Annotated in this window: 8 protein-coding genes; 3 read left to right on the top strand and 5 right to left on the bottom strand. The window is 74.9% G+C overall.

Annotated features, from left to right (window positions below; translation table 11 throughout):
* The first annotated feature begins 50 nt into the window (after positions 1-50).
* On the top strand, positions 51-2,636 hold the full coding sequence (gene hrpB, locus ATJ97_RS02715) for an ATP-dependent helicase HrpB (RefSeq protein ID WP_098485167.1): 2,586 nt from the start codon (positions 51-53) through the stop codon (positions 2,634-2,636).
* A 570-nt stretch (positions 2,637-3,206) separates the two neighbouring features.
* A complete protein-coding gene (locus tag ATJ97_RS02710; protein WP_143426853.1) occupies positions 3,207-4,910 on the top strand; it encodes an HNH endonuclease signature motif containing protein in 1,704 nt (567 codons plus the stop codon).
* On the opposite strand, the gene ATJ97_RS02705 is transcribed toward ATJ97_RS02710, so the two are convergent.
* The 5 genes from ATJ97_RS02705 to ATJ97_RS02685 form a co-directional block, all read right to left on the bottom strand.
* Positions 4,894-5,856, bottom strand: a complete 963-nt coding sequence (locus ATJ97_RS02705; RefSeq protein ID WP_098482426.1) for a ferredoxin family protein — start codon at positions 5,854-5,856, stop codon at positions 4,894-4,896. The genes ATJ97_RS02710 and ATJ97_RS02705 overlap by 17 nt on opposite strands.
* A gap of 10 nt (positions 5,857-5,866) precedes the next feature.
* Positions 5,867-7,189, bottom strand: coding sequence for an AI-2E family transporter (locus ATJ97_RS02700; protein WP_098482425.1), 1,323 nt, complete (start codon positions 7,187-7,189; stop codon positions 5,867-5,869).
* A 166-nt stretch (positions 7,190-7,355) separates the two neighbouring features.
* The gene (locus ATJ97_RS02695; RefSeq protein WP_098482424.1) at positions 7,356-9,668 is read right to left on the bottom strand and encodes a transglutaminase TgpA family protein; all 2,313 of its coding nucleotides are present in this window, start codon (positions 9,666-9,668) and stop codon (positions 7,356-7,358) included.
* On the bottom strand, positions 9,665-10,894 hold the full coding sequence (locus tag ATJ97_RS02690) for a DUF58 domain-containing protein (protein ID WP_098482423.1): 1,230 nt from the start codon (positions 10,892-10,894) through the stop codon (positions 9,665-9,667). Before ATJ97_RS02690 ends, ATJ97_RS02695 begins: the two co-directional genes overlap by 4 nt.
* Entirely contained in the window at positions 10,891-11,868 is a 978-nt protein-coding gene (locus tag ATJ97_RS02685; RefSeq protein ID WP_098482422.1) for an AAA family ATPase, read from the bottom strand. The genes ATJ97_RS02690 and ATJ97_RS02685 overlap by 4 nt, the downstream gene beginning before the upstream one ends.
* A gap of 126 nt (positions 11,869-11,994) precedes the next feature.
* Between ATJ97_RS02685 and ATJ97_RS02680 the strand changes: the two genes are divergently transcribed.
* Entirely contained in the window at positions 11,995-12,357 is a 363-nt protein-coding gene (locus ATJ97_RS02680; RefSeq protein ID WP_098482421.1) for a VOC family protein, read from the top strand.
* Positions 12,358-12,510 lie beyond the last annotated feature (153 nt).

The following is a 12,510-nucleotide window of genomic DNA, read 5'->3' as shown; positions in this document are numbered from 1 at the left end:
TCCCTCCCGAGCCCGAGCCCGAGCCCGAGCCCGAGCCCGAGCCCATGCCCATGCCCGCGCCCGTGCCCGTGGACGGGGCGGACCCGATCGCCCGGTTGCTCGCCGCCCCGCCGGACCTCCCGGTACGAGACGCGCTTCCCGCCGTCACGGACGCCGTGCGGCGCGGCGGGACCGCCGTCGTCCAGGCGCCGCCCGGCACGGGGAAGACGACGCTCGTGCCGACGGCGCTCGCGGCCGCGGTCGAGGGGACGGTGGTCGTCACGCAGCCGCGGCGGCTCGCGGCCCGGGCAGCCGCGCGCCGGCTCGCGACGCTGCTCGGTGAGCCGGTCGGCCGCACCGTGGGCCACACCGTGCGCGCTGACCGGCGGACGAGCGGGCAGACCCGGGTGGAGGTCGTCACGACCGGGGTCCTGCTGCGCCGTCTCCAGCGGGACCCGGAGCTGCCGGGTGTCGGCGCGGTGATCCTCGACGAGGTCCACGAGCGTCATCTCGACGCCGACCTCGCCCTCGCGCTGCTCGTGGACGTGCGCACCAACCTCCGCGAGGACCTGCCCGTGGTGGCGATGTCGGCCACCGTCGAGGCGGAGCGCACGGCGGCGCTGCTCGGCGCCGGGGAACCTGCGCCCGTGATCGAGGTCGCAGGGACCCTCTACCCGGTGCAGGAGAACTGGTGCCCGGCGCCCGCCCGCGTCGCCCGCACCGACGAGCGCGGCGTGACGCCCGGGTTCCTCGACCACGTCGCCGCCACCACCCGGCGGGCGCTGACCGAGCGGGACGGCGACGTGCTGGTGTTCCTGCCAGGGGCGGGGGAGGTGGACGGTGTCGCCCGGCGCCTCGCGGGCGTGGACGCGGACGTGCGTCCGTTGCACGGGCGGCTGTCGCACCGCGACCAGGACCTCGCGCTCACCCAGGGATTTCGCCGGCGCGTCGTCGTCTCTACCGCGGTGGCCGAGTCCTCCCTCACGGTGCCGGGCGTGCGGGTGGTCGTCGACGCCGGGCTCTCGCGCGAGCCCCGCACGGACCACCGTCGCGGCCTGGCGGGCCTCGTGACGGTCGGGGTCAGCCGGGCGGCGGCCGAGCAACGCGCCGGACGGGCGGGCCGTGAGGGCCCGGGCGCGGTCTACCGCTGCTGGGCGGAGCACGACCACGCCCGTCTTCGTCCGCACCCGGAGCCCGAGATCACGACGGCGGACCTGACCGCGTTCGCGCTCGAGCTCGCCTGCTGGGGGAGCCCGGCGGAGGAGCTGGCGCTGCTCGACCCGCCGCCGGAGGCCGCGATGGCGGCGGCGAGGGAGACGCTCCGGGCGATCGGCGCCCTCGGGGCCGACGGCGTGGTGACCCGCCGGGGCCGGGCGATCGCGGGCGTCCCGGCCGACCCGCGGCTGGCCCGGGCGCTGCTCGACGGCGCACCGGTGGTCGGGGAGCGTCGCGCTGCGGAGGTCGTGGCGCTGCTCAACGGCGACCTGCGGGTCCCGGGCGGTGACCTCGTCGCGGGGCTCCGTGCTCTGCGCCGCGGCGGTCCGGACGCGCGGGCCTGGGAGGCGGAGGTGCGGCGGTTCCGCGGTGCCGCCAAGGACGGGGGCGGGCCCGGCGGGTCTCGCGGTGAGCGACCGGCGGTGGTCCGCACGAACGCGCAGGCGGACGAGCGGCCGGCCGACGGCCGCATGACCGACGACGTCGCCGTCGGCCTGGTGGTCGCACTGGCCCACCCGGACCGGATCGCGCGGCGACGACCCGGCGGCTCGGCCTACCTGATGACGTCCGGCACCGGGGCGGTCCTGCCGTCCGGATCCGCCCTCGCCGGGCTCCCGTGGCTCGCCGTCGCCGACGCGGACCGTAGGGCCGGGCGGCGGGACGCCACCGTCCGGTCCGCGGCACCGCTCGACGAGTCCCTTGCCCGCGACGCCGCGCCGTCGTTGCTTCGCGAGGAGGAGACGGTCACGTGGGAGGACGGCCAGGTGGTGGCGCGGCGGCGCACGCTGCTGGGCGCGATCGAGCTAGCCTCCGCCTCCGTTCCGGACCCACCGGCCGCCGCGGTCGTCGCCGCCGTCCGAGAGGGCTTGTCCCGCGACGGGCTCGACGCGCTCCCGTGGACCGCGGCCGCGACCGCGCTGCGTCGTCGGCTCGGCTTCCTCCACGCCGTGCTGGGCGCGCCCTGGCCCGACGTCTCCGACGACGCACTGCTCGCCGACGTCGATGCCTGGCTCGGCCCGGACCTCGCCCGGGTCCGCACGGCGCGTGACCTGCGAAAGGTCGATGTGCTGACGGCGCTGCGTCGGCTGCTGCCATGGCCCGACGCAGCTCGGCTCGACGAGCTCGCCCCGGAGAAGGTTCGGGTGCCGAGCGGCTCGGAGATCCGCGTCCACTACGACGGCGACCGGGCCGTGCTGTCCGTGCGCCTGCAGGAGGTCTTCGGCTGGCGCAGCGCCCCGCGCCTCGCTGGAGGCAGGGTCCCGCTGGTGCTGGAGCTGCTCTCCCCGGCGCGGCGCCCCGCCGCGGTCACGGCGGACCTGGAGTCGTTCTGGGCGGCGGGGTACGCACAGGTCCGCTCCGACCTCCGAGGGCGTTACCCGAAGCATGCGTGGCCGGAGGATCCGTCCACGGCGCCGGCGACGAGAGGGGTGCGCCGGGGCTGATCGGGTCGCGGTGCTCGTGCTGGTCCTGCTGCTGGTCGAGCAAGCCGCTGGTCGAGCAAGCCGCTGACCGGAGCCCAGGGGCGCGGCGGTCCAACCACCAGCCAATGAACTTCGACCGGATCGAGACCGGTAACTCCTTCGGGCTGCGCTTCGGGACGCTCGCGAGATGCCCTGTCCACATTTGTTCCGACCGCAGCGCACGAGTTGTTCAGCTGCTTAAGATGCGACTGTTTTCAAACCGTGCGCCATTCATCCCTGTGGGTGACAGTCGGCCGCATTCTTTCTGCGGCCCGCGGGTTATTCCAACGGCCAAGTTGTCGAGCTTTCCACAGCCTCCGATTGTCCACAGGCAGTCGAGATGCCAGTGTTTCCACACACCTCGACTATCCACAGCGGCCCCAAGCGCCACGGTTTCCACCGCCCTGATGATGCACAGGTGGCCGGGCTGCCACGGTTTCCACAAATTCCTCGGAATGGGCCGCCACGTCTTTACGTCCGAACAGGCGTTCGATAGCGTTGGTGAGAAGGAATTCGTTCCGGGACGGACCGCGGGGGGAGGGGGTGGTGGGGATGTCGCTGGTGGAGGAGGCCGGGAGCCCGGCCGCGGCCGTGACCGTGGGGCTGGACCGGGTGCGGGAGATGGTGGAGGAGCTGGCCGGGATCGACCTGCACACCGTGCCGGGCGAGGTGACCCTGGGGGTGCTGGACCGGGTCGAGGAGGTCCGGCGCCGGCTGGAGGCGCTGAACGCGAAGGCGCTGGCCACGGTGGAGGCGGACGGGCTGTGGGCGCTGGACGGGGCGCGGTCGATGGCCGCGTGGTACCGCACCCGCACGGGGAAGCACCGGGCGTCGGCGGCGCGGGAGGTGCGCCAGGCGCGGGCGCTGCGCGACCACCTGCCCGCCACCGCGCAGGCGCTGGCCGCCGGGGAGATCTCCGCCGACCACGTCAGCGCCCTGGTGCGCCACACCACCGGCACCGACGCGCGGCGGGCCACGCTGCGGGACGAGGCGGTGGGGGAGGAGTTCCTGCTGGGCCACGCCCGGGAGCTGGACGCCTCGGCGTTCGCCACCGCGGTGGAGCACTGGGCCCAGCGCGCCGACCCCGACGCCGCGGACCGGGCCTACGTGGCCGAGTCCGGCCGGGAGGAGTTCTACCTCGCGGAGACCACCGAGGGGTACGTGCCCGGCGGGTGGCTCTCCCGCGCCAGCGGGCAGCTGGTGCTGACCGCGCTGGCCGCCCGCGGCGGGGTCCCCGCCCGGGACGACCGCCGGACCCCGCGTCAGCGCAACGCGGCCAACCTGACCGGGCTGGCCCGGCTCGGGCTGGACTCCGGGACCCTGCGCCCCGGGGCCCGGATCCGCCCGCACCTCTCCGTCCACGTCCCCTTCGACACCCTCCAGCGCCTGATCGCCGCGACCCGGCCCGCCCGCCGCCACCCCACCTGCCCCCTCCCCGCCGCCCCTGCACCGACCGGGCACGACGCGGCCGGGCACGCCGGAGCCGCCGGGGCGGGACCGGCCGGGCACGCCGGAGCCGCGTTCGGCCTGCCCGCCCCTCCCGTCGCCGACGTTCCGCACCCCGCAGGGGCGGACCGGGCCGCAGGCGCGGTCGCCGCCGGTGCCACGCACCCTCGCACGGCGGGACAGGGCGGGGGTGGGGTGTGCGGGTGCGGGCAGGACCTGCCCGAGGCCGTCATCACCGCCGACCTCGACCCCGCCGCCCTGACCGACCTCGCCCCGGCGACCCTGCCCGACGGCACCGCCCTGGCCCCGACCCTGCTGGCCCGTCTCGCCTGCGACGGCGGCTTCCACCGCGTCGTCTTCGGCCCCGACTCCGAGGTCCTGGACGTCGGCCGCGAGGAACGCCTCTTCACCACCGCCCAGACCCGCGCGATCATCGCCCGCGACAAGAACTGCCGCTACCCCGGCTGCGACGCCCCGCCCGGCGAGGGCGAGATCCACCACTCCATCTGGTGGCACGACCACCACGGCCGCACCGACACCAAGCTCGGCGTCCTGCTGTGCTGGCACCACCACGAACACGTCCACCAACGCCGCATCAGCATCGAACGCCGACACACCCGCTGGAAGTTCTACCGCCGCGACGGCACCGAGATCGAACACCCCGACACACCACACCCCGACACTGAGCGGGCACCCCGAAGCGGGCCGTCTGGACGCCGTCTGTCCCTATGTCGGCGGCCGTTGCCTCAGGGCCGCTGTCGAGACTTCCTTACCGGCTCCAGTTCTGCGGTCATCAGTCTTCGGGGATGACTTCGAGCACGACGTACCTCGGCGATGGCGTCACCGGATCCTTCCCACAGCTGCTGGGACGGTCCAAGCCCTCGCCGGGACGAGTCTCCACCGCGACCCGCCAGTTCCGGCCTCGTGCCGACCATCGCGAGGACGTGAGGCCGCCTTCGTCGGTCACCTCAAGAAGGCTGACATCACGGTCGCCGTCAGCACGGGCAGCATCGCGAACGGCGAGCTCCGCTGCCTGGACAGGGCCGGGTAGGCCGGCGCGGCCGCGAAGGGCATCCGTGAGCATCCGACCGTCGGCGTGCGCGTCCAGGAGATCGCGGGCCCGCGAGGCACCGAGCCGCCCGTAGACCAGGCCGTCGGGCAGCACGAGCGTGTTGGGAGCGAACCGGTGCCCGCCGACGTGGCTCACCTCCCAGGTCCGCTCAGGATCTAGAGCCGCCAGCGCTGCCACCAGCGGGCGGCCAAGCTCGCCGCAGCAGGCGTCCCGTCTGGCGTGCGCGCACACGAGCAGCTGGGTGCCGAGCGGTTGCCAGCCCTGCGGGAGCACGCCGGAGCGGAGCTCGTCCAGCAGTGCAGGCCACTGCCACCCGAACAGACGAGAGACCGCTCCCACGGTGGTCCGGGCGCCGTGCGCCGTGGATCCGTCGAACGACACGAGCATGACGGTGACCTGACCGGGGATGCCGTGACGTGCGCCCGGCCGCCGGGCCAGCAGCGTCGTGACGCCGAGCGGCGCCAGGGCCGAGGTCAGGTACGCCCCCAGCGGGACCCCCGTGCCGTCCGGGTCCGCGAACGGCGCGTCGCGCAGCACCTTCGTGCCCCAGGGACCGCCGTGCTCGATGACGAGGTAGCCCGACACCGTGGACGCGGTGCCGGCAAGGTCCTCCTCGGCCTCCAGGCTCAGGCGGCTGCAGGCGAGAGGACGGTTGCTGGTCACCTCGGCGCTGGCGGTCGTCACGGGCCCGAGTCTAGGGGTGGTGGCGGGAGCCGGCTCCGTCCAGGGGGCCCTCCGAGCGTCCCCCGTCGTCGGCGTCGCTGTCGCCCTCTGCTATGCGGCGCCTCTCACCGCTATGGCCGTGCCCGGTGCCGCCCGGGCCGACAGCCCCGCCCTCGACGTCGGCGGCTGTCACCGTGGCCGGACCGGGTGCCTCGCGTTGCGGGCTGGACGTGCCGGCTGAGTCTGGTTCGGCCGGCTGTGGTGGGGGGCCGACCGGCGATCCGGGGTCCGCGGGGCCTGCGTCCCGGCCCTCGGACTCGAGGAACGCGTTGAGCCAGCCGGCGCGCGGATCTGTGGTGATGAGGAGGCTCTGGAAGAACAGGGTGAGCGGGACGGCCAGGATCGCGCCCAGCGGTCCGACGACGAAGGACCAGAACACCAGCGAAAGAAAGGTCACGGTGGGGCTGAGCCCGACGGCGTCGCCCACGAACTTCGGCTGGATGAGCGACTGGAGGGTGAAGTTGATGACCGAGTACGTGACGACGACCCACACCATCGTGGCGACGTCACCCTCGAGAAGCGCGAGCAGCGCCGGCGGCAGCAGGCCGAGGACGAACCCGATGTTCGGGATGTAGTTGGTGACGAAGGCGAGGATGCCCCAGGTCAGCGCCAGAGGGACGCCAAGGATCGCCAGCGCGACCACGTCCAGCGCCGCCACCACGAGCCCGAAGACAGTTGAGACGACCCAGTAGGTGCGCACCCGCCGGGAGAAGTCAGCCAGGGCCGCCGCCACGCGCGGACGGGCGGCCTCGAGCCGGACGGCGCGCTGTCGCACCGCCGCGAGGTCGAGCGACAGGAAGAACATCACCATGACGACGAGCAGCACCTGCGACGACGCCGCGCCCAGGTAGTCGAGGAGGTCGCCTGCGAGCGCCACGAAGTCGACCTGCGAGAGGATCTCCTCGACGCTGCCCACCTCGATGCCCCGCGTGCCGACCCAGTCCAGCCCCGACTGGTACAGGCCGCGGAACTCGTCGGCGTACCGGGGCAGGGCGCCGGAGAGCTGGACGACGGCGAAGCCGGTGGCCAGGACCAGCACCAGCAGCAGCGCGTACAGCCCGAGCAGGACCACGGCCGATGCCGCAAGAGGGTGCCACCGGTGCCTGACGAGGCGCTGCTGCAGGGGCCGGCCGGCCAGGACGAGCGTGAGGGCAAGGAACGCCGGCCCGAAGATGCCCGAGATCGCGTTCAGGCCGGAGACGGCCACCACGAGCGCGGCTGCCACGACCGCGAGCACCGCTCCGGCACCGAGCCGGGGCACCGGTGACGAGCCGGGGGCGTCGGTGGTGTTCACTGGCCCCTTTCCGGTCGGTCTGGCGGGCTCATGATCGCACGCTGCCTGGCCGCCCTTGCGCGCGGAGCCCCGCGTCTCGGCATGGTGTCGGCAGCCCCTGCCTCACGGTGCGGCCACGATTCGCGCCTCGGCGAGGTCCGGCTCCGGCTCCGGCGTGCGGGCGGTCTCAGGCTCCGGGCCGGAGGGAGCGGGAGCGCCCGACCGTGCCGGCCCGGTCCCCCCACGCACGCAGCTGCTCGAGTCCGCTGGCGGGGGCGAGGAGCGCGCGCAGACGTCTCCGCCAGGAACGGGTGGAGCGGACATGAGCGAGGACTGTGCGGACGTCCGCCGCCATCGTCCCCAGCTCCGCACCGCCGGGGGCGTACCGGGCGCGCTCGAGCCTGGCTGCGGCACCGGACAGGGCGTCCGAGGCCTCTCCGGTCAGACCGGCCGCACTGCGGTAGTGCTCGGCGGCCTGGCGCGGGGTGGCGCCGACGGGGGCGGGCACCCCGAGGTCGGCCAGGGTGGTGGTCAGGATGCGCCACTCGCCCTCGACCCGGGCGGCGTCGTCGGCAGACCGCCGTCGCCCTGCCTGTCGGCGCCACCGCCCTGCCAGCGGCAGGACGAGTGCGGCGCCGACCGCCGTGGCGAGCGGGGCGGCGACGCTGCCGAGCGCACGGAGGCTGCCGACCATCCAGTTCGACGCCGGCGCCGTCCCAGAGTTCATGGCGCCGCCCGGGTCGGTCACCGGGCGCTCACCCGCGGGCGGGGTCGTGGCGGCGGCGGTCGGCACAGGGGCGCCGACGTCCTCCTGGGTCAGGTAGACGGGCGCGGCTCCGGACCGCCCTGCCGGGGTGGGCTCGAAGCGTGTCCAGCCGAGTCCGGTGATGTACAGCTCCGGCCAGGCGTGCGCGTCGGCGGCGACCACCGTGTACGAGCCGTCGACCTCCTTCTCGCCGGGCAGGAACCCGATCGCCAGCCGGGCGGGGATCCCCGCCTCGCGGGCGAGCATGACCATCGCGGAGGCGAACTGCGTGCAGTAGCCGAGCTTGGTGGTCAGGAAGTGGCTCACGGGGTCCATCGGCTGGCCGTCCGGGCCGGGCAGCGGGTCGGCCAGGGTGAGCGAGTAGGTGAACTCGGGGCCACGCAGGTACGCCTGCAGCGCCCGGGCGACCCGCAGCTGGTTGGTCTCGTCCCCCGCCACGTCGGCGAGGACCTCCTGCAGGAGCGGGCGGGCGGCCTCGTCCACCTGCAGCAGGTCGGGGTCCACGGGCCCGGTCACCGGTCCGGCACCCACCTCGGCCGGGAGCGTCCCGGCCACCTGCGTGGAGACGGCCTCGTAGGACTGCGGCCGCGCGCCGACGGAGACCGTGCCGGTGTGGGTGTCGGTGCGCGACGTGATCTCCCCGAAGTCGGCCGCCACCAGAGGGTAGGGAAGAGCCACCTGGGGTGCGTCGAGGTGGTTCTCCACGACCGTGATCTCGAGGTCCTCCCGTGCGACCTCGACCGGGTCCCGAGGGAGCAGCGGCGGTCGCGCCTCGCCGCTCTGCCCTGCCACGGGCCACCACCGACCGCCCGAGTACCTGGTCGTCACGAGCACGCGCAGGGGCACGGGCCTGGCGGCGCCGTCGGCCCGGTAGCGCAGCACGGGCTGGTCGCTGCGGTCGCTGAGGTCCGCGGCGAGGTCGAGCGTGTCGGTGAACGCCACGCCGCCGGGCGCCGACCCTGGCGCCGTCCCCAGCCCCTGCAGGATCGCCGTCGGCGCGAGGTGGGGCACCGACCCCGCGAGCAGCGCCGCGAGAACGACGGAGGCGGCACCGAGCGACGCCGCCCAGGTGCGGTGGCGGTTCCCCGTGCGCCCGGCGTCGTCCTCGTCGTCGCACGGCACGGGCGCCGTCCGGGACCAGCTGTGCTGGTTGGGCCAGGTCCGCACCGTCGCGACGCTCTGGCGCGCGACGATCGCGAGCCACACCGCCGCCGTCGTCAGGAAGTACCGCGGGGAGAGCGGCTGCCCGGTGCCGGACGCGGTCACGGTGAGCACCACGAGCAGCGGGAGCCCGGCGAGAGCGGGCGAGCGCAGCGTCACAGCGACCGCGTCGACGGCCAGCGCGACACCGACCATGGACCCGGCCACGACGAGGAGCAGCCCCGTGGTTCCCGGGGCGGGCACCGTCTCCACCCGGATCGCCTCGAGGCCCTGCCGCAGCAGCGCTCCCGCCTCCGCCCACGCCGAGGTCAGGGGGATGCCGAGGATGTGGTTGCCCGGTACGAAGATCCAGCTGAGCACGGTGAACCCGGCGCCCGCCTGCGCCAGGACGACGAGCGGCGCGGGCAGCCGCAGCGCCCGGGCGATCATCCCGGTCGCGGTGACGGCGAGCGCGCCCGCGAGCATGGGGCCCGCCCACTCGCCGCCCTGCAGGAGCGGGCCCACCGCCCAGCTGGCCACCAGGGTGGCGAGCAGCGCGAGCAGGGCGTCGGGCCAACGGCTCCGCGCGATCACCGGACCACCTGCCTCGACGCGGTCACCCGGCGCCAGGCCGAGGCGACGTCGGTCCCGGCAGTCACCACGTGGGTGCGCCAGCCCGCCGCCCGGGCGACGGCCGCCGCCCGCTCGGCCCCGCCGTCGGCCGGGGCACCGGCGAACCCGGGCGCGTCGAGGACGAGCATGACCCCCACGGTCCCCCCGGGCCGTGCGCGGACGAAGGGCTGGAGCGCGGCGGGATCGCCGTCCGACATGACGGCGACGACGACCCCGGCCGTGAGCGGACGGGCGGTCCTCAGCACGGGTTCGAGGTCGGCGGCCTCGGGCAGGGCCAGCGCGAGGTACCGCAGCACGGAGCCGAGGGAGAGCACCGTGGCGGCGCGACCCTCCCGCACCGTCTCCGTGGAGACCAGGTGGAGGCCGTAGCCGCGGCCCGCGAGGTGAACGGCGGCGGAGGCGAGCGCGCTGACCGCCCACTCGAACGAGCTGGCGTCCCCCTGGCCCCGGTGGCCCAGGCGTCGAGAGTCCAGAACGAGCACCGCCCGCCGCCGGGCGGGCTGCTCCTCCTGGCGCACCATGAGCTCGGCACGGTGCGCGGTCGCGGGCCAGTGGATCCGGCGCAGGTCGTCGCCGAGCTGGTAGTTACGGGTGCTGACGTCGTCCTCGCCCTGCGTGGCCACCATGTGCGGCACGGGCCACTCCCCGGCACCACCCTGGCGGCGGACGCCGGCACCGTCGAGGGCGACGATGCGCGGCAGCACCACCACCTCGCCGGACCCCGGCAGCTCGGTGCGGCTGCACGCCAGACCGAACGGGTCGGTCAGGGTGAGGGTCAGCGGACCCGGCCGGTACGTCCCGCGCACCCGTCCCTCGACGCCGTAGGACACCGTCCGCCGTTCGCCGGGGGCCATGCGGGGCAGGACGAAGCGGGCGGGCGCGCCGAGCCGAGGGTCCAGGCGTTCCTCGGCGAGGTGCGGCAGGGTGGCGTGCCGCCCGACGTTGTGCAGCACCAGCTCGACGTGCCCGGAGTCCCCGCGCTGGACCTGCGCCGGGACGACCGTGCGCCGCAGCTCCAGCCGCGGGGCGCGTCGCCAGATCGACGCCGCGGCGAGGACGGGGAGCAGCGCGAGCAGGACGCCGATGCGCGTGACGTCCGGGAACCCGAGCAGCGCCGCCGCGCCGACCACGACCACGCCGAGGGCCAGGAACGTGCGGCCCCGGGTCGTCAGTCGCGGCGGGGTCATCGCGGTGCGGCGGGTACCGGGACGGCGGCGACGACGGACGCCAGCACGTCCGCCGCGGAGGCACCACCGAGCTCGGCGTCACCGGTGAGGATGATGCGGTGCGCCAGGACGGGGACGAGCAGGTGCTGGACGTCGTCGGGCAGGACGTGGTCGCGCCCCTCCAGGGCGGCGTGCGCGCGGGCCGCACGCAGCAGCTGCAGCCCCGCGCGCGGCGACGCGCCGAGCCGCAGGTACCGGTTGGCCCGGGTGGCCGTCACGAGGTCGACGACGTACTGGCGGACCGCCGGCGCGGTGTGCAGCCGTTCCACCGTCCGGACCAGGGTCGCGACCGTCGCGGCGTCCGTGGCCGGCCGCAGGTCCGTCAGCGGCGACCCGGACCCGTGGGTGCCGAGCATGCGCAGCTCCGCGGCGGGGTCGGGGTAGCCCATCGAGATCCGTGCCATGAACCGGTCTCGCTGCGCCTCCGGCAGCGGGTAGGTGCCCTCCATCTCGACCGGGTTCTGGGTCGCCATGACGATGAACGGGTCCGGGAGTCGGTAGGTGCGGCCGTCGACCGTGACCTGCCGCTCCTCCATGGCCTCCAGCAGCGCGGACTGCGTCTTGGGAGAGGCCCTGTTGATCTCGTCCCCGACGACGACGTTGGCGAACACGGCACCCGGCCGGAACTCGAACTCGTGGGTGTCCTGGTTGAACACGCTCACGCCGGTGATGTCGCTCGGCAGCAGGTCGGGGGTGAACTGGACCCGGCGCACCGTCGAGTCCACCGTGCGCGCCAGCGCCTTCGCGAGCATGGTCTTGCCCACGCCGGGGACGTCCTCGATGAGCAGGTGCCCGCCGCCCAGCAGGACCGTCAGCACGGTGCGCACGACGTCGTCCTTGCCCTCGATGACGGTCGTCATCGACCGCTGGACGTCCGCCGTCACGGCGTGCAGGCGATCGAGGTCGACGTCGATGTCGGCCACCGCTGGATCCATGCACCGATCGTGCCGCATCGGGTGCGGCCGTGGGAACCGATGCGGGCACGGACATTCTCGCCGCGAAGCCGCCCGCAGCCGGTCGAATCCACCCCGTCGGGGCGGGGCCCGGCGTAGCGTCCCGTCATGGACTTCCGCCTCGAGCTCGTCCAGGTCCCCGTCTCCGACGTCGACCGCGCCCTGCGCTTCTACGTGGACAGGGCCGGCTTCGTCCTGGACCACGACCACGACATCGGCGGCGGGGTGCGCTTCGTCCAGCTCACGCCACCGGGTTCACCGGCCTCGATCGCCATCGGCGACGGGCTCACCGAGATGCGCCCGGGGTCGGTCGAGGGCCTGCAGCTCGTGGTCGACGACATCGAGGAGGCGCACGCGCAGCTCGCCGGCCGGGGGGTCGAGGTCAGCGACGTCGAGGACTTCCCGTGGGGCCGCTTCGTGTTCTTCGCCGATCCCGACGGGAACGGCTGGGCGGTGCAGCAGATCGTCTGACCGGAGCCGGCGGAGGGGCAGCGGGTTCTCGAGCCGGGTGCGCAGGGCGGTGCAGCAATGTCGGAGTCGGGTGGGTGGAACGGGGCGGCGGGGCGTCCGCGCCGCTGGCGTCGCACGAGAGACGACTCGGGCCCCGGCGTACCGTTGGACCGC

This window comes from Georgenia soli (assembly GCF_002563695.1).
Taxonomy (GTDB): Bacteria; Actinomycetota; Actinomycetes; order Actinomycetales; family Actinomycetaceae; genus Georgenia; species Georgenia soli.
Note: the sequence above shows the minus strand (reverse complement) of the source record. Positions and strands in the feature narration are given on the sequence as shown.

What these genes read in the sequence shown, in the direction of transcription:
- hrpB (WP_098485167.1), top strand. Translation starts at nt 51, where the DNA reads ATGCCCGCGCCCGTGCCCGTGGACGGGGCGGACCCGATCGCCCGGTTG.
- ATJ97_RS02710 (WP_143426853.1), top strand. Translation starts at nt 3,207, where the DNA reads ATGTCGCTGGTGGAGGAGGCCGGGAGCCCGGCCGCGGCCGTGACCGTG.
- ATJ97_RS02690 (WP_098482423.1), bottom strand. Translation starts at nt 10,894, where the DNA reads ATGACCCCGCCGCGACTGACGACCCGGGGCCGCACGTTCCTGGCCCTC.
- ATJ97_RS02685 (WP_098482422.1), bottom strand. Translation starts at nt 11,868, where the DNA reads ATGGATCCAGCGGTGGCCGACATCGACGTCGACCTCGATCGCCTGCAC.
- ATJ97_RS02680 (WP_098482421.1), top strand. Translation starts at nt 11,995, where the DNA reads ATGGACTTCCGCCTCGAGCTCGTCCAGGTCCCCGTCTCCGACGTCGAC.